Origin of the sequence: Alkalihalophilus pseudofirmus (genome assembly GCF_029094545.1) — a bacterium.
GTDB lineage: Bacteria > Bacillota > Bacilli > Bacillales > Bacillaceae_D > Alkalihalophilus > Alkalihalophilus pseudofirmus.
The window spans coordinates 2,694,216-2,715,215 of record NZ_CP117835.1; the positions used below are offsets into that span (position 1 = coordinate 2,694,216).

The window sequence follows — 21,000 nt, forward strand, 5'->3', positions numbered from 1 at the left end:
TTTTTTACAGTCATTTTAATCATTTGAAAATCTTTTAAATGGAAAAGCCTCTTCCCTACTTTTTCGAAAAGAGGCCTTTTTAAAAAAGCACATAAATTCTATTTTAGTCGTAACCTGATTATTTGTCACCCATATAAAGACGGATTGTTGATCCCGTTGTCACTTTTACACCCGGAGATGGTGATTGAGCAAGGACATGTTCTCCTTCTCCTGTTGCATCAACTTTTAGTTCATAATAGGATTCGTGGATCTCTCTTTTTGTTCTTCCGACTAGATCCGGCACTTCAATTAATGGTTCATCATTCCATGCTAACTCTTTTTCAATCTGATCTTTTCTCGGCTCTACCCCCATAGCCCGAAGACTGTCCCCTATAATATTCCCTACAATTGGAGCAGCAACGATTCCCCCGAATTGCAGCGTATCCTTAGGATTATCAACAGCTACATAGACAACAATTTGCGGATCATCTGCTGGGGCAAACCCTATAAACGAAACAATATGGTTATTTTCAAGATAACGGCCATCCTTAGCTTTTTGAGCAGTTCCTGTTTTCCCTCCGACTCTGTAGCCATCAACAAATGCTCCTTTACCTGTCCCCTCAGCTACGACACTCTCGAGTGCATATCTCACTTTCTCCGATGTTGCCTGCGAAATAACCTGCCTTCTCATAATTGGTGCCTGACTGTCAACGACTTCGTTTGTCATCGGATCTACCCACTCTTTAGCTAAGAATGGCTGATAAAGGTACCCTCCGTTAATCGCTGCTGAAACTGCTGTTACTTGCTGAAGCGGTGTTACAGCAACCCCTTGCCCGAATGCTGTAGTTGCTAGTTCAAGAGGCCCGACTTTATCCCGGTTAAATAAAATCCCCTTTCCCTCTCCTTGAAGATCGATACCAGTCTTTTGGCCAAAACCAAAATCCTCAATGTAATCAAATAATCGATCTTTTCCTAGGCGTTCACCAAGAACGACAAAGCCCGGGTTACAAGAGTTTTGAACAACTTCAAGGAAGGTTTGCGAGCCGTGTCCGCCTTTTTTCCAACAACGGAGTCTGTGGCCGGAGACTTCAATAAAGCCTGGGTCATGAAATGAATCTTTTTCAAGGTTCACTTCGCCTTCCTCTAGTGCAGCTGCCAGGGTAATAATCTTGAAAGTCGAACCAGGCTCATACTGCATCCACACCGGTTTATTTTGATTATAGATCTCTGGTGGCACTTCTCTAAAATTCTCAGGATCATAATGCGGCCTGGAGCTCATCCCCAAAATTTCTCCTGTATTAGGGTTCATTGCAATGGCAATGGCCCCGTCAGGATTATACGTAGCCTCAGCAATATCAAGATGATTTTCCATGATCGTCTGCACTTGACTATCGATGGTCAGCCTTAGGTCAAAACCATTATTAGGTGCGGTGTATTCATCCGCTAAATTCGGCATCCGATTCCCTTTTGCGGTAGAGAAGAAAGAAACATGGCCTTTTTCCCCTTTTAACTCTTCATCATAATATTGTTCAAGGCCCGTCAGCCCTTGATTATCAATACCTGCAAAACCGAGCACATGAGAGAGATAACTACCAAATGGATAGTGACGCTTACTATCTTCTGCTATATATACCCCAGGAAGTCTTAAAGCCCTCACTTCACTGGCCTTTTCTTTGTTCACTTTTCTGCCTTCTGGATTCAGCCTGACAATGGATTCTGATTTTGTTACTAGCTGATAGGCCTTTTGTACATCCATTTCAAGAACGGAAGCAAGTTTTTCTGCCGTATCTGCTGGGTCTTTAACTTGTCTAGGTACGACCAATATAGAGGGTGCACTGATATTCGTTGCAAGCACAATATCATTACGGTCTTTTATTTCTCCACGTTTTGCTTCAAAAGGTACATCCCGGCTCCATGAATCTTCCGCTCGATCGGTGAGCCAATCCCCTAAAGCAAATTGAACATAGCCAAGCCTTAGTGCAATAATTGTAAAAACAGCCAGTCCTAAAAACAACATTAAAACAAGCCGTTTTCTTACAGTAACATTAGAAACTCGCACCACTTCTACCTCCCGCCTTTTTGTTAGATCAAGTACGCCATAAATGTGACGTAGGCTTGTTCTAACCTATGCTTGGCAGAATGTAATTAGAACATGGGTGCGAGTTCATCTAGCAGTACATATGTTCATTCGCCATCAGAAAAAGCAAATGACCTTTTTTATTCACCGACTTGTTGTTCTTCTTCCTCCTGATCGGAATCAACATCCTCGTCTTCCTCGTCTAAGCTATCTTCCATTTCATTTATTTCCTCTAAACTAGCTAACTCAAACACAATATTTTCACCTGGCGAAATGTCGGTACCAGCTTCGATGTTTTGAGTCACCGCAAAGCCGTTCCCAAAAATAGTAGGAGTGACACCAGCTACATTAGCAAACTTCAATACATCCCTATTAGACCAGCCGCTTACATCCGGCATGGAGAAAGAGTCATTATCAGTTAATAAAAATACTTTCTCGCCTTCTAAAAGAGCATTTCCTCCCTCAGGAGAATGTTCAAGCACTTTAGATCCATTACCTAAAACAACTACCTCAAAGCCTTCTTCTTCTAACTCACTTGTTAAACTCTCTACTTTTTCACCCTTATAATCTCTTGTGACATACCCTTCTTCTGCCTCTTCATTAATTTCCTCAAGAGTAGGCGTAATATTTAGATACTGTAAGCTCTGCTTCATGATCGTGTTAAAAATTTTAGCAGACGGTTCTGAGCCAGACTCAAAGGATTGAAGGTTAGGACGTTCTACAGCAACGTAAACAATTAGTTTCGGATCATCTTTTGGAGCCATTCCAAGAAATGAAAAGATATTCTCTCCGTGTCCTCTAATGTACCCTCTTGCATTTGGGTTAGGAATTTGAGCTGTTCCCGTTTTCCCTGCAACATCAAACCCTTCAATATTGTACGGGCGGCCAGTACCAGAAGATGATGTCACAACTTCACCTAAAATGTCTAACATTTGCTCTGACGTTTCTTTTGAAATAGGATTTCCCACTACTTCTGGTTTTTTCTGTTCTATCACCTCTTGTGTTTCTGAATCTACAATACGGTCAACCACATAAGGTTTCATCATTTCTCCGCCATTAGCTATAGCTGTTGCTGCTTGAATCTGCTGGATAGGCGTGACCGCTGTCCCTTGCCCAAATGCAGTAGCTGCTGCATCGTATCTGCTTTGATTAGCAATTAAACTCGTAGCCTCATTCGGCAGGTCAATCCCAGTAGGCTCATCAAAGCCAAAGCGGTCTAGATATTCATACAATTTCTCAGGTCCAAGGAGATCAAGCGCGATCTTTGTAAAGGCAACATTTGAAGAGCGCAGCATCCCTTCATTGTATGTAATTTCACCCCAGCCTCGTCCTCTGTTATGGTCACTAACTGTGTTAGGGCCAACATTTAATTGACCGGACATGAATGTTTGATCGCCGTTATAAACACCCTCTTCAATGGCCGCAGCAAGTGTGAATACTTTCATGGTAGATCCCGGTTCATAATGATTAGAAACCGCATAATTCATATAGTTAGAGATTTCATTATAGCGATTTGGATTAAAGCTCGGTCGATTACTCATCGCTAATATTTCACCAGTTTTTGGATCTGCTACGATAGCAACCATCTTTTCTGGTTCATACTCTTCATCTACTTGAGTCATTACTTGCTCTAATGCCGTTTGTATATTGGAATCAAGCGTTAAATAGATATCATTCCCATTTTTCGGAGGCTTCACATGCCGTTCTGCATTAGGCAGGGGAACACCTTTTCGATCACTCTGATATTGAACTAGACCGTCCTCTGCTCTTAAGTAATCGTCTAAGCTTCTCTCAAGTCCCATTCTAGCTGTGGACATATCACTCTCTGTATATCCAAGGACATGTGAAGCATAGGTTTGTTTAGGATAATAACGTCTAGGCTCTTCGTTAAACATAATACCATCTAAATCTAACGCCTTAATTTCCTGCATTTCAGAATGTGTGAGATTTCTAGCCCCTGCCCCTAACTCTACTTGAAACCGACCTTCACTTGATAAAAGCCGCTGAAGTGCAGAAGGTTCCATCGAGATAAAAGGAGCAAGCTTTTCTGCTGTCTCCTTAGGGTCTGATACATGATTTGGGTAATCTGTACTTAAAATCGCGAAGACACTGTAGGAATTCAGCTCCTCGGCAAGGGCGCTTCCTCTTTTGTCATAAATCGTCCCGCGTTTCCCCTCGATTACCTGCTCTTTTGACCAGCGGTCCTCACCCATTGATGCGAGTTCTTGTCCTTTTACTTCCTGTGTCACTTGAATATAAGTGAATCGGCCCAACAAAAGGATAAAAAGGAGGATAAAGGCCCCTAAGACAACTACGGCTCGCACATTTGTTGCAGCACGTTTTATCTCCATCATTCTCACTTCCTATTAGTATAAATATAGTTTTTGCTAAATCGATTGTAAAAAAAACTAGTTCAAATAATGAACTAGTTTTGAACGACTTTTACTTTATTATCATCTAATGACATCCCTAGTTCACCAGTTGCGATGTCTAGAATTCGATCAGGTGCACTTAATTCAACAACCTGGAGTGAAAGTCCCTCATTGACTTGAGACTGTTGGGCAATCGTTCCTTGAAGTTGATGAACATCTTTATTTAAGCTGTAAATTGATGCGTAATTATGTAGCATTAATCCAATTAAAGCAAAAGCAATGACCGCCATTGCAGAAGCAATAATCTTTTCTCCTAAGGTAATCTTAGTTCTGCGGCGCTCAACAACCTTTCTAGTTTTCACTTCCGTTTGCTGTTGATGCTGAATTTGACGGGCAACCATGCTCATAATAAAACCTCCTTATTTTTGCTTCTCAGCAATCCTTAATTTTGCAGAACGCGCTCTGTTATTAGCTGTTAACTCTTCGTTTCCTGCTACGATCGGCTTTCTTGTAATTAACTTTAATTCAGGCTCGTACCCTTCAGGTATAACCGGCAATCCTGGCGGGAGATCCGGCCCTTTACTTTTCTCTTTAAAAATCTCCTTACATAAACGATCTTCTAGGGAATGAAATGTAATGACACATATTCTTCCTTTTGGATTCGTTATTGTAATTGCATCTTCTAGCGCTTCCTCAAACGAACCGAGCTCATCGTTAACCGCAATTCTTATTGCTTGAAATGTTCTCTTAGCTGGATGTCCACCTGTTCTTCTTGCCGGAGCAGGTATCGCATCCTTAATGATCTCTACTAATTCTCCTGTTGTTTCAATCGTTTTAATTTCACGTCTAGCCTCGATCTTTCTGGCTATCTGTTTTGCAAATTTTTCTTCACCGTACCTTGAGATGATGGAAACAAGACGATTAAACTCCCATTCATTCACCACTTGATGAGCAGTCAAAGGTGCTGTCTGATCCATTCTCATGTCTAATGCGGCATCCTGATGATAGCTAAAGCCTCGCTCTGCTTCATCTAACTGCGGGGACGATACACCTAAATCAAATAAGACTCCGTCTACTTTTGAGATACCATGTTTTGCAAGTTCTTCTCTTAAAAAACGGAAATTGCTGCGAATAAGAGTGAATTTCCCCTTATAAGGAGCTAATACTTCCTCTGCATTTGAAAGAGCAATGTCATCTTGGTCAAATGCATATAAATGACCCTCATCATTCAATTGTTCTAAAATGAGTGATGAGTGGCCGGCTCCTCCTAATGTACAATCCACATAAATTCCATCTGGCTTGATCGCCAGTCCATTTACTGATTCTTCTTTTAATACAGTCACATGGGTGAACATGATATCACCTTCACTTTCTTTCCAATCTTGATGTCTGCCTCTTGGTGTCCATGACTTGGTTGATTCTTTTCATTCATTCTATAAATCAAAGTCAATTAAGTTTTCAGCGATCTCCCCAAAAGAGTCTTCGGATTCCTCAAAATACTCTTCCCATTTCGCTTTACTCCATACTTCAACGCGATTTGATACCCCAATAATGACGCATTCTTTTTCAAGTTCTGCGTACTCACGCAATGTTTGGGCAATATTTACTCTTCCCTGCTTATCAAGTTCACATTCAGCGGCACCTGAGAAGAAAAATCGAGTAAAAGCTCTAGCATCTTTTTTTGTGAAAGGGAGTGTTTTCAGTTTTTCTTCTAATCGCTTCCATTCATCTAGCGGGTAGACAAATAAACACCGATCGAGTCCACGGGTTACTACAAAGGATGATCCTAGCGACTCACGAAACTTCGCTGGTATAATCATTCTTCCTTTTTCATCGACGTTGTGGCGATATTCCCCCATGAACATCTTCCAGTCATCTCCCCCCACTTACTACCCTTAAGTTACCACAACCCTCCACTTTGTACCACTATAAATTAAATTTCGTATAAACAAAAAAAATCCTGCCGCTTGACAGGATTTTTCGTTCTCATTCTTTCGACGGTGTCTTCAAACAGTTTTTTACAAGAAGACAAGCTTATGCGTTGGATTCAATGACAATTTTTGTTTCATTATTCGGCCAATTGCATCATAACCAGCTAAGTTTAGTAAAAGTATGGGATGAATCACGCGTTCTTGCGGTCGTTTTAACGGATAAAGCCAAGAGTCAGCTTCGTCAAATTTCGAAAGCGCCTTACTATGTTTTTGTTCAAGATGAAGTTCTAATTTTCTTTTTATAAAGTCAAGTTGATCTAAAATCATTACTTCATTTTTCTGCGAAAGCTTATGAAGGGTGTCATCCATTTCATTTGCTAAGAGCTGTATATCTTTGTGAGCATCGCGTATCGATTGTTCTGCTTTAGTAACAACTTCTTCTATTGGGTAGTCCTCAATCGCCTCTAACCATTCTGATTTCATATCCATTGCCTTGCCAGTTAGGAGGCTTTCATAGGAGTACCCACATTCCTCCACCCATCTTTGCACATGTCTAGGAACAATGGTCATTTGCATTCTAGGAGTGAGCGGCGGCATTTTCAAATTAAAAAGAGTGAAAGCAGGCTTTAATGTCGCCCAATAGCGAAGCTCTCCAGGACCAGCAACAAAAGTTAACACCGGCAAGAGCATCTCTTGCATTATGGGTCTGGTTACTACGTTGTTACTAAAATGCTCTGGATGTTTGGTTATTAGATCGACGAGTTCACTTTTAGAAAGTTGGATATCTGTTCCCCTCACATAAAAGGAACCATCTTTATAATCTAAACGTTTACGCTCATTTTTCACAGTATAAAAGAGATGAGCATTTTCCTTGTCAGTTGAGATGGGATCCCCGTACCCTTTTTCACTAAATCTCTTTTCCCCTTCTGCCTGAGCGTTTTGGAGCTCTTCCACTTGATCAACCATTGCCATAAAATAATCGGTCTCAACTTTTCTTAGGGCAGGGTGATCAGAATCAAGCAATATTAACCCTTCATCTTTAAATAGCCAATTCATTAATATAGAGAAGAAATCTACAAAAGAATGACTATTTTCAAGATATCCTTTTATTTGAGCAGTTAAGTCTTCCGTATAATCCGTTTCCGGCAGGGTTTTAAACACATCATCGAGCCATCTAGATACTTTATCTACAGGTAAATTGGTCTTAGATAATGACTGCATGTTGTCAACGATATCAAGACCTGATTTTTTCCACGCGCTGCCGTTATTTGTATACACAAACCTGACTTCCTCTAGATCGTGATCTTCCCCGGCCACCCAAAAAATAGGTACGACAGGAACATCTAATGCACGCTCTTGTTCCTTAGCAAGTAAAATGATCGTCATTGCTTTATATACCGTGTAAAGAGGACCTGTCAAAAGCCCTGCCTGCTGACCGCCAACTACAGCTACTGTTTGTGGATCTAATAGTTTTTCTATATTTTGTTTCACCGCATGATTGTACGGCAGTTCATTGTGAGTCTGATATAAATGTTCTACTAGTGCATCTCTTGGAAAAGAACGAGCCTTAAGGTCTCGAACGCGTTTTTTAAATCGTTCATTATCTGTTTGAGAATAATCAAAGCAATCCCCTATGCTTGGATGACCTTCTAAGTAATCAAACAAAAACCCTGACTTCGCTGCAATGTCCATTTCTTTAACTTCCATTGAAAAGACATCCCTTCGTTTATGTAATCATCCTTTATAATAGCAAAGTAAAGCACTCACACCAAATTATAAGCTTCAATTTCCAAAAAGAAAAAGACTCATTATAAACTATAAATGAGTCTTGTAATTAATCCATATCCACTTAAAACGAGGTACAAAAAGAAGAACAATAAAAAATTAAATCGCCAAATGCCTTTAAACAACTTCCTCACATGGATATCCTCTGCGACTTTCCAATGAATTATGGTAAAGATAAGTGCAACTAAAAAGAATACAGTTAATAATAGCCAAAAGAAAGACCTGGACCAGATTTCTAAAATAATAAAATATACAGCGGCCACAAAAAATAACACAGACACATCTGAAGCAAGACGGATAGCCCTAGATTTGTTCTTTGTCATTTTCACCGTAACAATATAAAAAATATACCACCCCAACAATGGCAGCGTAATTACGGTTGCTAACAGCCATGCAAACGCAGTTGTCATGGTTTTCCTCCTTCCATTTAAACTTCCAACCCTTTAACAGCATGATGGACAAATGTGATGTATGGGTGAGGAACATTATTTTTTCTTGCTTCTTTTATGAGATAGCCAGTGATACTGTCAATTTCAGTTGGAATTCCCTTTAAAAGATCAGTTAACATCGAAGACTGATTACTAGCTGTTTTTTCACATACTTGCGCTAACAACGACCACATCTCGTCGTAATCATTTCTATTTAAAATCCTCATGGCTTCATTAAACAGCGGCCTTACAAGATCTTTATAATATGAATTTTCAAGCAGAACACCATTTTTCACTTTTAAAATAGCGGTTAGCGGATTAATACAAACGTTAATGATTAACTTTGTTTGAAGCATATCCATCCAATCAGTTTCTGCTTTCACCGGAAATCCGATAGAACTAGTATTCTCCCATAATGGGTCTAATTCCTTTTTTGAAAAATTAATAGGTGACCATCTAATTCTGCCGGCACCAGTATGATGCACGCTTGTAAGAGATTTGCGGACAGCCCCATGCTCTACTACTCCAACAGCTGCTTTGGAATCCGTTTGCAATTCATAGATAACGGGTATATGTCCCATACCATTAGATAAAAAAAGGATATGATCGAAGTTAATACGGTTGTTTCTTATTATCTCTAAAACAGATGTGATCTGATGCGACTTTACTGCAAGGATAAGGCAATCACTTGATTGATCGCGCCACTCATCTAATGGCATTGCATGAAGAGATACCGTTTCTTCTTTTTCCTTATGTATAACGGTTATGCCTTTTTCTTTTATTGCTTCAGCTTGTTCTGCTGTACGTGTAAGCAAGCTGATATTCTTGCCAGCTCGCGCTAAATAATAGGAGCAAAGTAACCCTATAGCTCCTCCACCTACCAAATGCACCTTCATTCGTCTCACCTTTTTCATAATTCTTTTCAAATTGTACCATAATCATCCATAATTCAGACACACTTTTATTTTTCTGAATATTATTTCTTTTTATTTAAGGGCCAGAATTTTTAGTTTTTATAACGCTTACATTACATTTTGTAGTAGAATATAAGTAGAAGTTCCATGCATCAACTATATGGTTGGAATCAAAATTTGATTTTGCAGAAAAACATTTTGGTACCGATCAACAACAATGAAGCTTTTCATAAGGAGGAAATGATATGACACACTTTGAAGTTCAACGCTTACTTGTTAATTATAAAACACTTGAGGAATTTAAAAACTTCCGTGAATTTGGAGCAGCAGAGCTTTCGATGAAAGATGATCTTGAAGCCAATATTATTGAAAATGACAGCGAGTCACCTTTTTATGGAATCTATTTTGGCAAGAAGCTCGTAGCACGAATGAGCCTTTATCGTATTGAAGGTAAGTTTGACCGTTATTTTGAGCCTCAACAAGACTACCTTGAATTATGGAAGCTAGAAGTACTAGAGCCATATAGAGGAAAAGGGTATGGTTCGGCTCTTGTTGACTTTGCTAAAAGCTTTAAACTTCCTATTAAAACAAATGCCCGTCAAGGATCAAGCGATTTCTGGGAGCGCATGGGCTTTGAATCATCAACTTACCAACCAAGCCGTGACCGTGGAGAAAGCCCGTTTGTATGGTATCCTTTAGGTGTGCAAGAACAAGTAAGTGCTGCTCCTGAGATGCCAACCATCGAATCTTCTTCATCTATTTAATTGCAAGCGTTTTAATTGCAAGCGTTTTAATTGCAAGCGTTTTAATTGCAAGCAAATTAATTGATAATGATTCGACCAAATCACACTAATCAAAAGAAGCGATCCGCTTGGATCGCTTCTTTTATTTTGTAGACCTGGCCACATTTCTGGGCTCCTGATCATAAAATGAGAGCTGTCTAGCTCGGTCCATGATCCCAATCAAAGCCTTGTAATCCTCAGCAATAATTCTCTTTTCTTTTTCAAGTCTCTCCACTTTTTTAATCAGCTCAGCATTTTCACTTTCTAACCGTTTAATCATCTGTACATTCTCGATACTCTTATCATTTTGATGGTAAGCCTCAAGGAATGTAATGACTTTTTCCATAGTAAGATCTTTCTCTTCAAGGCTGTGCGGCTCAGCTGCTTGAATAGAATCTCCTATAGCATCAGTACGTATCTCTTCTTCAACACTGGCCTCAAAAGGCTCTGCAGCAACCTTTGCCTTAGAGCGCTGCTTCTTAGCTAAACTAATAGCAGATTCATATTTTTTTCTAATAGCAGAGTTCCAGCGAAACCCGCAAGCAGCACTCGTTCTAGAAAGGCGCTCTCCTACCTCTTCAAAGGCCGCTAATTGAGTGCTGCCCTCCCTAATATGTCGTAGGACAACCTCTGCTAATATTAAATCTTCATCTGTACTCCAAGCATCTTGACGAATAGTTGTCATCAAATACCCTCCTTTACTTTCATTGGTTCATTAATGTTGATTCATTAATGCGTTGATTCATTAATAGACGAACCAATCTGTGCAAACCACGGTACGTAAATGATCGTACGCTAACCATAGTGCGCAATCCTTAATTGATAGTATGCAGTTACTAGAGGAGATAGACTTTGTTCTAGTAAGAGATTATGTCCTACTTATATGAACTCTATTCGCCAAGTGTTTAATTATTCTATAACAAACCTATTATGTACGATTTAAAAAAGCATCTACTGCTTGATGATGAGCATCTGTTTCCCATAGTCTCGCACATTCTGCGGTTTCTGCCCGCATTCTGCTTGAAAATGCTTTTCGATCCAGCTTACCTGTAAATCTAGATTTATATGCTTCTAGGACTCCTTTTTCTAACTCAATATATGGAGTGAGCCACTCAAGCACTCCGCTTCTAAAAGGTTCTCCTAAAATAATACCTTGCAGGTAACCAAGCGCTCTCGCTTCATCTGCCTTATATATTTTCGCCGTCATTAACATTTCCATCGCTGCTGGCTGAGGAAGTCTCTCATATAGCATAGACGCACCACCCCATCCTGTCGTAATGCCAAGCTTCCCTTGAATAAAACCAACTTTAACATGAGGAGCAGCTATCCTAATATCACAAGAAGATGCTAATTCACAGCCTCCCCCGACTGCCACACCGTTTAACGCACACACAGTAAGCTTTGGAAAGAAGAAAATTTCTTCTAAGACGTTTCGCATTTTACTTAACATCCCTAAGGCCTCTTCCTCTGTCTTCAGCTTATGGAATACAGAGAGATCCCCGCCTGAACAAAAGGCCGTATCGCCTTCTCCGGTAAAGATGACTACTTTACTATCGTCATCTCGAGCTATTTTGAGTCCTTGCAAGAGCTCATCCATCACTTCTTCATCTATTGCGTTTCTAAGTTCTTCTCTATTCAATATAATCCATGTAACCTCATTCTCTTGTACAATATTTACTTTCTTCACTGTTGATTCCCCCTTCTAAAACATTGATTCGACAAATTCTCATAAATTCCTTTTCATAAAAAAATAAGCAAGGAGCTAAAAGCTCCTTGCTTATACGTTGTTATCACGTCAATATTACTTGCTGATTACGTCTTGGCCTTTGTATGAGCCACACTCTTTACATACGCGGTGAGCAAGTTTTAATTCTCCACACTCAGGGCATTTAGTCATGCCAGGTACTGCTAATTTGTAGTGAGTACGACGCTTATTTTTGCGAGTTTTAGAAGTTCTTCTAAAAGGTACTGCCATCATTCCCACCTCCTTACAGGATTTAAATGATTACTAGTTCATATTAAACGAAAGCTAGCTTGTATGAAATGAAGGGCCGAGCAAATGTCGGTGCTTCGATTTTCTTACTTCTTGTCATCAAAAAATTTCGCTAGATCCGCAAGTCTCGGATCTACTTTCTTTTCTTGATCTTCTTCAGTCACAATTCCCCATCCTTTTCCTGAAGGGGGAGCTTGTGGATCCTCTTGATTTTCAGCATACACTTGAAGCGGAATTTCAAGAAGAATATACTCTTTAATCGCTGGTGTTAAATCTACCAGGTCTCCAGTAATGACATTCGCTTCTTCATGATCTTCTTTTGAAATGTGATACGCGTTCTCAGGTCGGAACTGCTCAATCACCTTAAGATCTATTGGGAATAAAACATCCACTAATGTTCGTGAACAAGGAAGCGTTAATTCTCCAGTAATATGAAGGCTAAACGTTAAAAGCTGACCTGAATAAGTCAACTCCCCCTGAACTCGAATAGGAGATATGTTGCGAATTTCAGCATTTTGTTCTTTTAAATCTGATAAATCGATCGTTTCATCAAAAATAAAAGGTTTATGCTTAGCAATTTGCAGCTGTTGCAATGTCCATTTCATGATCAATCACCTCTTGGGCAACAAAAGTAATTATAGACTTACGCTATTTGTTTGTCAACCTTTTTTCTTTACACAGTTTTGTCTATAATATAGGCAACAAACCGATAATGTAGTCAAAGAAAACACATAAAAAGATTAAACGAATATTTTTTCGTTTAATCTTCGCAATAAGACATATTGTACCATGTTGTGATAGCTTAGTAAAGAAAGCTGAGTAAGACATTGAAATGAGGGATTTGAATGAAGTCTGTTGGGGTCGTTGTCGAATATAATCCGTTGCATAATGGACATGCCTATCACCTACAAGAAGCTCGCCGGATGAGTCAAGCCGATGTAGTAGTGGCTGTTATGAGCGGGTCCTTTTTGCAAAGAGGGGAGCCTGCTATTATCTCTAAATGGGAGCGTGCTGAAATGGCGCTTCATTCAGGTGTAGATGTTATTGTGGAACTACCGTATGCATACTCTACTCAAAAAGCGCAGACCTTTGCAGAAGGAGCTGTGCGTATTCTGAACCATTTAAAAGTAGACTGTATTAATTTCGGGAGTGAAGTTGGAGAAATCGAGCCTTTCATTCGTCTCGTCAACTTTATGCATACACATAAAGATGCTTGGGATGAATTAGTACGAAATCAACTCCAAGCCGGAGTCAGCTACCCAAGAGCCTGTATGGAAGCGTTTAACAGTCTAGATCAACATGATTCTATTCTGTCACTGAGTGAGCCTAATAACATTCTAGGTTATCATTACACAAAAGCTATCATTGATTCTGACTTCAATATAGAGACACAGACAACTAAAAGGACTAGCGCCAACTACCATGACCCTAAAGTGACCGATCATCCTATCGCCAGTGCAACGAGTATTCGGAAGAAGGTGATGTCAGAAAAAGGTGATTTGACTGGCATCAAACACGTCGTTCCGCATGTAAGCATGAATATATTAGAGCGCTATCAACATCAATACGGAACGTTCCATTCCTGGGATTTATATTTTCCTTTACTCCAGTTTGAAATCGAACGAAGCAGTATCGAACAGCTTCGTGAAATATATGAATGTGAAGAAGGCTTGGAGTACAGAGTGAAAGATACAATCAGTAACGCATCAAATTTCAATGAATGGATGGAAGCCTTAAAAACGAAACGTTATACTTGGACAAGACTTCAGAGGCTGTTAACCCACATTCTAACAAATACGACAAAACAAGAAATGAAAGCGATAACGACCGAACCGCTTCCCTATATTCGACTGCTAGGTATGAATCCTAAAGGGAAACAATATGTAAACCTCATAAAAAAAGACTTAGACTGCCCTCTTCTAAGCCGCTTTGCCAAAGCTCGCGGAACGATGGCCGCGCAAGATGATCGTATCGGGAAAATATATGCCTCTCCATTAGCTATGAAAGGGAATATAGCAGCTTTAAAAAGAGACTACACTATGTCGCCTATTATGATTAAGTAAATAAAAAGGACTGCTGGCAAGCGTCAGCAGTCCTCTTCTTCTTATAAAGATTCTAGGAATTCAATGGCTTCTTCAAAACGATTAATTGGAATAATCTCCATGTCGGTCCCAATATCTTCTGCAGCTAATACCGCTTCATTGTAATTTGAATCATCTGCTCCGTCTTCAAACGGTGCTAGAAAATAATCGGCACCTGCTCTATCCGCCGCTACTACTTTTTGGGCAGCTCCGCCGATTCGTCCGACCGTCCCGTCTTCTCTGATAGTTCCAGTACCAGCCACTAAATATCCTTTCGTCAGATTGCCATCTGTTAGTTGATCATAAATTTCTAGAGAAAACATTAACCCTGCAGATGGCCCCCCTATTTGGCTTGTATCAATATGTACATCAGGATAAAAAGTAACTTCTCGATCCGTAACGGGGGCTTGTATCCCGATCCCCACTCGATCACTTGGTGCGTTCATCTCTTCAGGGAAGTGTGAAAAACCAACCGTTACCTCCATTAACTCTCCTTCTCTTTCAATCGTAAGAGTTACATTGTCGCCTTTTTCATATCCAGTTAAACGATCAATCAATTCATCAGCCGTCCGAATACTTTCTCCGTTTACTTGTTGGATACGATCTCCTTGCTCTAATACCTCAATTGCAGGCATTCCTTCAATTAATACAGTGACCAGCACACCAAAGTATTCATAGCTTACTTCTTTATTTGCTTGTTCATAAGCTACAATTTTTGCTACCTCTTGTGAATCAGTCATCATCATCAGCTGCCTATGTTGATACTCTTCATCTGTTTCATCTTCAAATCGAAGCTGACTCTCTGGATGAAGAATTCGATATGGACTGAACTGAGCCCACGCATAAAAAATAGGGTTTGCCTTTCCCATTCTTATTGTCGTAAGCATAAAAGATCCCCCGGCTTCTTCACTTGCTCCATCTACTGAGATGACATCATCTAATACTAAGGCATCACCAGGCTGAGAATAGTAATACGGCAGGGGAGTAAAATACAACCCTAATAATAAAATGATTAATATCGGCCAGCGCCACTTTATCCAGTTACTCTGTTTTGTCTGCTTCATTCCCGTGCCCCTTCCAGTCGTTTATTATCTGCTTGATCTTGGGCATTTGTTCATATGCGGCTTCTTCCCCCCGCTCAATTAACTTCTCGACATTAGAAAAATCTAGTGAGCTTGTATGGGTAACAATAGGCCTAATCATAACTGAGCAATCAAGCTCCATTGGTTTCATCATCTCTCGTGCCATAATATCCATGCTTTGCATAATGACATCATAAACAGAATTAAACTCTAATTCCTGTCTAAAATAGGACACATCAACTGCTATTGTAATATCTGCTCCCATTTCTTTTACCACTGATACAGGGACACGATCAATCACCCCTCCGTCAACGAGCACTTGACCATTGCGCTGCTCTGGTACAAAAATCCCCGGTATCCCAATACTTGCCCTGACAGCCTCGGCTATCGGACCTGTTGTCATGACAACACGTTCTCCCTTTTTCAAATCAGTAGCGATTACAGCAACCGGAATATCCGTATGTTCAAGGTGTTTAGATTTGGCTAATAAACGGATCAGCTCTTTTACGCGGTTACCATTTACAAACCCTAATTTCGGCACAGTAAAGTCAATATAATATTTCCTTCTAAACATGGATGCAAAACGCTCCATTGAAGCCGTTGTTTGTCCAATACCATACAAGCTTGCGACAAGCGACCCCATGCTGCTCCCAGCTAGATAATGAATGGGTATCCTCTCTTTTTCGAATGCTTTTAACACACCAATATGCGCAAATCCTCTTGCTCCTCCTGAACCGAGTGCGAGACCGATTTTAGGACACGACTTCTCCATACTATACCCTCTCCTATCTTACGGCTTCCCCTGTTCATTTTCAATCATATGGTCTAAACCAAGCCTCTATACGTATATTTAATTATGGACAAGAATTCAAAAATGCCTTAATCCGATATACAACATTTAAGACCAGCGTTTTAATTAAAAGGAGGCTGCCCCTTCGATGTATTCTTCTAAAATGAAAACAATTCTGCTTGCAGCTGTAGCTATATTTCTTGCAGGCTCACTTATGGTTTTTCCAAAAGAATCGTTTGAAGCATCGATTCGTGGAATGACGATGTGGTGGGATGTCGTATTTCCATCCTTGCTGCCTTTTTTTATTGTCTCTGAATTATTAATAGGGTTTGGTGTTGTTTCATTTATCGGGGCACTCTTAGAGCCATTAATGAGACCCCTCTTTCGCGTGCCGGGGGTTGGAGGGTTTGTATGGGCGATGGGGCTAGCATCAGGAAATCCTGCAGGTGCTAAACTGACTGCCCGCCTTAGACAAGAAGGAAAAGTGACTCAAATAGAAGCCGAACGCCTCGTCTCATTTACGAACTCTTCTAACCCGCTTTTTATATTCGGCGCCATTGCTGTAGGTTTCTTTCATAACCCTGCATTAGGTATTGTGCTTGCACTTGCTCACTATCTAGGTAATATCTGTGTCGGGCTGCTATTTCGCTTTCATGGTCGTGACCAAGAAGAAGACAGCAATGCTAAAAGCAGCAGTCTTTCTATAAAAGAGGCTCTTCGCCTTTTGCATCAAGAACGCTTAAAAGATGGCCGTCCTATTGGAAAACTATTAGGAGATGCCGTGCAGTCCTCTGTCAAGACCTTGTTAATGATCGGCGGTTTTATCATTTTATTTTCCGTTTTAAATCAATTGCTGTTATTAATTGGAATAACATCCATTCTTGCCGCCTTAATCTCTATTATACTGACATTTTTCAAGTTACCAAGTGATTTAAGCATCCCTTTTATTTCGGGATTGTTTGAAATAACACTTGGAGCTAAGAAGACTAGTGAGAGTACTGACACCATGCTCCTGCATCAAATCATTGTCACCAGCTTCTTCCTTGCTTTTAGCGGGTTTTCCATCCAAGCTCAGGTTGCCAGTATTTTAGCGGATACAGATATTCGTTTTAAGCCATTTTTCTTAGCACGAATCATTCATGGTTTTTTTGCAGCTTGTTTTGCATTAGTTTTATGGGAGCCCCTTTATGTAAATCAGCAAAGTACCCAGGAGTGGGGAGTCATTCCTGTTTTTCTCATCGATCAATCAGAAAGGATTCACCCGATCTGGCAGCTTGTCGTTGAATATGGTTCCATATTTACTCTTATCACTCTTATTATCTATATCCTGTTAAAAGCTAATCGGGCCATAAAGCACATATAAAAAAGCAGATCAGAGAATTACTCAGGTCTGCTTTCTTTTTGCTTATGATTCTTTAAACTTTTTCTTTAACGCCTCTGCTACAATATCAGGCACAATATCTGAAACATCTGCTTCATATTTAGCTACTTCTTTTACAATACTCGAACTTAAATATGAATAGTGGTTGTTCGTCATCATAAAAAAGGTTTCGATTTCAGGACCGAGTTTTTTATTAATAGAGGCAGCCTGCATTTCATATTCAAAATCAGAAACGGCTCTTAACCCCCGGATAATCGTGTTTGCTTTTTTCTCTTGCATATAATTAATGAGAAGTCCATTAAATGAATCAATCACCACATTGTCTAAATGAGATGTTACTTCTTTTAACAGCTGTACTCTTTCCTCAACCGAAAACATAGGCTGCTTATTTCGATTATGTAGAACTGCAACAATAACTTGATCAAAAACCTTAGCACCTCGAGTAATAATATCTAGATGCCCATAAGTAACTGGGTCAAAGCTCCCTGGACAAACTGCTATACTAGCCATTTCCTTACCCCCTAGACTTTTTTTGATTAGCGGTTGCTTTACATAAGAATTAATTAATCCTTATCATACTCAAAAATTGTGATGGTCGTATCTCCATATGTTTCGGCCCGAATCAGCGTTAATTCATTAATCTTATCAGGCATTTCTACTTTGGCATCATGTTCACATACAATCATACCCTCTTTCTCTAAGAGACCATGATCGCTGATGATACTGATGTCAGAGGAAAGCTTTTGTTTTGCGTAGGGAGGGTCTAAAAAGATAAGCGAGAATGCCAGCTCACGCTTAATTAATGCTTTAAGTGCACGGTCTGAATCATTGCGATATACCTCAGCCTGCTCACTTAACCCGCACTGCTTAAGATTTTCTTTTATTGTTTGGACAGCTTTCCTATCCTGATCGACAAATATTACTTTTTCTACCCCGCGGCTAAGAGACTCGATCCCAAGACCTCCGCTTCCTGCATACAAATCTAAGGCAAGTCCCCCGTTAAAGTAAGGACCGATCATATTAAAAATGGATTCCTTTACTTTGTCCGTAGTTGGTCTAGTTGACACGCCAGGGACAGCTTTTATTGACAAGCCTTTTTTTTCGCCAGAAATCACTCTCATACTATCCACCTAACTTTCTTTAACCATTCTTCATCATCCTACCATAAATCCCCTTAAACAAGCACTATCAGATCATCTAACTTTTTTAATACATCATGTATATTGCCCAAATGTTTTGTTCATAATGACAGATAGCGGCATTGATTCAATGTTGCGACAACCGCGGAGAAGACTTACGTTTCCCCATAAGTTCTTCCTCCGGTTTCTCCTCTCCCATAGCCTAGTACATACATAGGTATGTTACATGGCACCTCGTAAGTTCATCTTACGAGGCTTTTTTTTGTCTCGACATTCCAATGAAGACATGCTACATTTTTTGTGTGCTGTTTTTCTGTTTTTGTAATACATATTTTGTAATACATATTTTGTAATACATAGTAATACATAATTCGTAATACATATTTTGTAATATTAGCGTGCAATTTATTTATTAAATGCTTTGCTGAAAAAGGAGAGACTGGAATTGATTCAACGATTCATAGAACTTGGCGAGGGGTACTCTGATATTTATGAACTGCTTGAACTAGCTCGTTTGAATAGAGAACGTATCCACCGTTTAATACGTTTAGATACAACAATAGGCAACAATGAAAAAACATCTTTAGCTGTGGTGTTAGAGCCTGCTGCACCCGGGAAACTTATGCCGATCTATATTTGCAGAGAAGGCGTGACAAACCCTGATGTAACTCCTAATCAAAGGTATGATTTATTCTCAGAGATGGCAGAGGAGCTTGACCTTACTATCCATAGTTTATCAGTCAAAGATTCTAAGCAATTTAAAGAAGACGAATTATACTATCAATATCTTATCGGTATTTTACGTATGAACCGCTATATTCCTCCTCTTCAATAGGCATTCGTCGCGGCACTATTCAAATCAAAAGCAAGAAAGCTGCTCTCTAATGAGAAGCAGCTTTCTTTTTTTGATGAAATTCCCTCATAAATAACCGTTCTGCTGGCGGCAGAACTTTAAGCTTTACTATGGCTACATTTACAAGAAGAATTGCAGCACACACTAAAAACAAACCGCGTACTCCAACATTTGCTATGATCCAGCCGCCAATGATTGGCCCAATCATTGTGCCAAGATACATAGCACTGTTTGAAAAGCCATACGTCCTGCTCTCCATCCCATTCGGGGCATGTAGACGTATTAGTGTATTAGCTGCTGGCAGAAGGCCTCCTAGACAAAGACCTACCATAAACCTCAAGGCAATTAACTGCCATATGTCTGCAACAAAAGCTTGAGGGATTGAAAACATGGCAACGCCAAGCATAGAGTAAATCAAAACATGATGAGCGCCTTTTTTATCACTCAGCTTACCAAGAAACGGAGCGGTCATCATATTAGCAAATCCCATTACAGATATAGCTAGCCCTGCAAAGAATGCCACATTTTCTGCAGGTGTTAATTCTGTTACGAACAAAGAAAGCAGCGGGTTCACACCCATAATCGCTAATTGAATTAAAAAGATAACTAAATAAAGAGATAATACAGGTTTTTGCTTCGTTACAGCTATAAAGTCCTCTTTCGTGCTAGTTTTCTGTTCCTTAGAAACTGGGGTAAATGACTCACGTACGAAGAACAACACGCCTAAAGCAGCAACCAAAATACATAATCCAGTTAAAAAGAAAACCATTTGATAACTGAAGGCCTGTGCCATTACACCTCCAATTAAAGGGCCGCATATAGCTCCTGCTACAGTTCCTGATTGCAGCACACCTAAAGCATAGCCCACTTTTTCCTTTGGAGTATTAGTGGATACAAGACCAATCGAGGCTGGGATAAAACCAGAGATCACCCCGTTTAATAGTCTTAAAATCAAAAGAGAAACCGGACCTGTAGCAAATCCAGTTAAACTAATAACTAAAGCCATACCAAAACCCGACCGTAAGATCATCATTTTTCGTCCATGTCGATCAGCCATTCTTCCCCAAAATGGTGAAAATAAAAAGGCCGTTAAAAAGTTAGCCCCAAAAATAATACCAGCCCACAGACTTAACGTCTGTGGGTTCGTCACACCAAGTTCTTTTAAATACAGGGGAAGAAAAGGGATAATCATAGTCATAGCACTCATTACGATAAATTGACAGACAACTAAAATACGTAAATTTCGTTTCCAACCGTCCACAACGATCACTTCCTCTTCTATTACACCCATTATATATTTCGATTCACGAAGTATTCAACAAGTAAAAACAGCCCTTTAACGCGTAAAAGAAACTGTAACAGCAGTTTAACTTCCGGAACCTCTTCGAATCTCTAAATTTCTAATTTACATAA

General features: G+C 39.8%; 22 protein-coding genes. 4 read left to right on the forward strand and 18 right to left on the reverse strand.

The window, feature by feature from the left end; all coding sequences use genetic code 11:
• Positions 1 to 118 precede the first annotated feature (118 nt).
• From PQ478_RS14380 to PQ478_RS14415, 8 genes are all read right to left on the reverse strand, one after another.
• Positions 119 to 2,038 (reverse strand): stage V sporulation protein D, encoded by a 1,920-nt coding sequence (locus PQ478_RS14380; protein ID WP_289234683.1) that lies wholly within the window; start codon positions 2,036 to 2,038, stop codon positions 119 to 121.
• Positions 2,039 to 2,196: 158 nt separating this feature from the next.
• Complete coding sequence (locus tag PQ478_RS14385) at positions 2,197 to 4,410, reverse strand: penicillin-binding protein (protein WP_435521041.1); 2,214 nt, start codon at positions 4,408 to 4,410, stop codon at positions 2,197 to 2,199.
• Between the two features lie 71 nt (positions 4,411 to 4,481).
• Complete coding sequence (gene ftsL / locus PQ478_RS14390; protein ID WP_289234684.1) at positions 4,482 to 4,835, reverse strand: cell division protein FtsL; 354 nt, start codon at positions 4,833 to 4,835, stop codon at positions 4,482 to 4,484.
• Positions 4,836 to 4,847: 12 nt separating this feature from the next.
• On the reverse strand, positions 4,848 to 5,783 hold the full coding sequence (rsmH, locus tag PQ478_RS14395) for a 16S rRNA (cytosine(1402)-N(4))-methyltransferase RsmH (protein ID WP_289234685.1): 936 nt from the start codon (positions 5,781 to 5,783) through the stop codon (positions 4,848 to 4,850).
• 78 nt (positions 5,784 to 5,861) lie between these two features.
• Positions 5,862 to 6,293, reverse strand: coding sequence for a division/cell wall cluster transcriptional repressor MraZ (gene mraZ, locus PQ478_RS14400; protein WP_022628258.1), 432 nt, complete (start codon positions 6,291 to 6,293; stop codon positions 5,862 to 5,864).
• Positions 6,294 to 6,446: 153 nt separating this feature from the next.
• Positions 6,447 to 8,066, reverse strand: a complete 1,620-nt coding sequence (gene bshC / locus PQ478_RS14405; protein WP_289234686.1) for a bacillithiol biosynthesis cysteine-adding enzyme BshC — start codon at positions 8,064 to 8,066, stop codon at positions 6,447 to 6,449.
• A gap of 101 nt (positions 8,067 to 8,167) precedes the next feature.
• A complete protein-coding gene (locus PQ478_RS14410) occupies positions 8,168 to 8,554 on the reverse strand; it encodes a DUF3397 domain-containing protein (protein WP_012959499.1) in 387 nt (128 codons plus the stop codon).
• Positions 8,555 to 8,571: 17 nt separating this feature from the next.
• The gene (locus tag PQ478_RS14415) at positions 8,572 to 9,468 is read right to left on the reverse strand and encodes a 2-dehydropantoate 2-reductase (RefSeq protein WP_289234687.1); all 897 of its coding nucleotides are present in this window, start codon (positions 9,466 to 9,468) and stop codon (positions 8,572 to 8,574) included.
• Between the two features lie 263 nt (positions 9,469 to 9,731).
• Here PQ478_RS14415 and PQ478_RS14420 point away from each other — a divergent pair, with 263 nt between their 5' ends.
• The gene (locus tag PQ478_RS14420) at positions 9,732 to 10,250 is read left to right on the forward strand and encodes an N-acetyltransferase (RefSeq protein WP_012959502.1); all 519 of its coding nucleotides are present in this window, start codon (positions 9,732 to 9,734) and stop codon (positions 10,248 to 10,250) included.
• On the opposite strand, the gene PQ478_RS14425 is transcribed toward PQ478_RS14420, so the two are convergent.
• The 5 genes from PQ478_RS14425 to PQ478_RS14445 form a co-directional block, all read right to left on the reverse strand.
• Entirely contained in the window at positions 10,239 to 10,394 is a 156-nt protein-coding gene (locus tag PQ478_RS14425) for a hypothetical protein (RefSeq protein WP_289234688.1), read from the reverse strand. The genes PQ478_RS14420 and PQ478_RS14425 overlap by 12 nt on opposite strands.
• Positions 10,372 to 10,953, reverse strand: coding sequence for an RsfA family transcriptional regulator (locus PQ478_RS14430; RefSeq protein WP_075682599.1), 582 nt, complete (start codon positions 10,951 to 10,953; stop codon positions 10,372 to 10,374). The genes PQ478_RS14425 and PQ478_RS14430 overlap by 23 nt, the downstream gene beginning before the upstream one ends.
• 243 nt (positions 10,954 to 11,196) lie before the next feature.
• Positions 11,197 to 11,955 (reverse strand): enoyl-CoA hydratase/isomerase family protein, encoded by a 759-nt coding sequence (locus PQ478_RS14435; protein WP_289234689.1) that lies wholly within the window; start codon positions 11,953 to 11,955, stop codon positions 11,197 to 11,199.
• Positions 11,956 to 12,069: 114 nt separating this feature from the next.
• Complete coding sequence (gene rpmF, locus PQ478_RS14440; protein WP_012959505.1) at positions 12,070 to 12,243, reverse strand: 50S ribosomal protein L32; 174 nt, start codon at positions 12,241 to 12,243, stop codon at positions 12,070 to 12,072.
• A gap of 104 nt (positions 12,244 to 12,347) precedes the next feature.
• Positions 12,348 to 12,866, reverse strand: a complete 519-nt coding sequence (locus PQ478_RS14445) for a YceD family protein (RefSeq protein WP_012959506.1) — start codon at positions 12,864 to 12,866, stop codon at positions 12,348 to 12,350.
• Between the two features lie 240 nt (positions 12,867 to 13,106).
• Between PQ478_RS14445 and PQ478_RS14450 the strand changes: the two genes are divergently transcribed.
• Positions 13,107 to 14,324 carry a nucleotidyltransferase gene (locus PQ478_RS14450; protein ID WP_289234690.1) on the forward strand — a complete coding sequence of 406 codons (1,218 nt, stop codon included), beginning with the start codon at positions 13,107 to 13,109 and terminating at the stop codon, positions 14,322 to 14,324.
• A 41-nt stretch (positions 14,325 to 14,365) separates the two neighbouring features.
• On the opposite strand, the gene PQ478_RS14455 is transcribed toward PQ478_RS14450, so the two are convergent.
• Both PQ478_RS14455 and PQ478_RS14460 read right to left on the reverse strand, forming a co-directional pair.
• Complete coding sequence (locus PQ478_RS14455) at positions 14,366 to 15,406, reverse strand: SepM family pheromone-processing serine protease (RefSeq protein ID WP_289234691.1); 1,041 nt, start codon at positions 15,404 to 15,406, stop codon at positions 14,366 to 14,368.
• A complete protein-coding gene (locus tag PQ478_RS14460; RefSeq protein ID WP_289234692.1) occupies positions 15,384 to 16,196 on the reverse strand; it encodes a patatin-like phospholipase family protein in 813 nt (270 codons plus the stop codon). Before PQ478_RS14460 ends, PQ478_RS14455 begins: the two co-directional genes overlap by 23 nt.
• A gap of 166 nt (positions 16,197 to 16,362) precedes the next feature.
• Here PQ478_RS14460 and ylbJ point away from each other — a divergent pair, with 166 nt between their 5' ends.
• Complete coding sequence (gene ylbJ / locus PQ478_RS14465; RefSeq protein WP_012959510.1) at positions 16,363 to 17,577, forward strand: sporulation integral membrane protein YlbJ; 1,215 nt, start codon at positions 16,363 to 16,365, stop codon at positions 17,575 to 17,577.
• 42 nt (positions 17,578 to 17,619) lie between these two features.
• On the opposite strand, the gene coaD is transcribed toward ylbJ, so the two are convergent.
• Entirely contained in the window at positions 17,620 to 18,105 is a 486-nt protein-coding gene (gene coaD, locus PQ478_RS14470) for a pantetheine-phosphate adenylyltransferase (protein ID WP_022628269.1), read from the reverse strand.
• Between the two features lie 53 nt (positions 18,106 to 18,158).
• The gene (rsmD, locus tag PQ478_RS14475) at positions 18,159 to 18,716 is read right to left on the reverse strand and encodes a 16S rRNA (guanine(966)-N(2))-methyltransferase RsmD (protein WP_075682594.1); all 558 of its coding nucleotides are present in this window, start codon (positions 18,714 to 18,716) and stop codon (positions 18,159 to 18,161) included.
• 463 nt (positions 18,717 to 19,179) lie between these two features.
• Here rsmD and PQ478_RS14480 point away from each other — a divergent pair, with 463 nt between their 5' ends.
• Complete coding sequence (locus tag PQ478_RS14480) at positions 19,180 to 19,569, forward strand: DUF7147 family protein (RefSeq protein ID WP_012959513.1); 390 nt, start codon at positions 19,180 to 19,182, stop codon at positions 19,567 to 19,569.
• Between the two features lie 46 nt (positions 19,570 to 19,615).
• Here the strand turns inward: PQ478_RS14480 and PQ478_RS14485 are convergent, their stop codons facing one another.
• Positions 19,616 to 20,848 carry an MFS transporter gene (locus PQ478_RS14485; RefSeq protein WP_012959514.1) on the reverse strand — a complete coding sequence of 411 codons (1,233 nt, stop codon included), beginning with the start codon at positions 20,846 to 20,848 and terminating at the stop codon, positions 19,616 to 19,618.
• Positions 20,849 to 21,000: the final 152 nt, after the last annotated feature.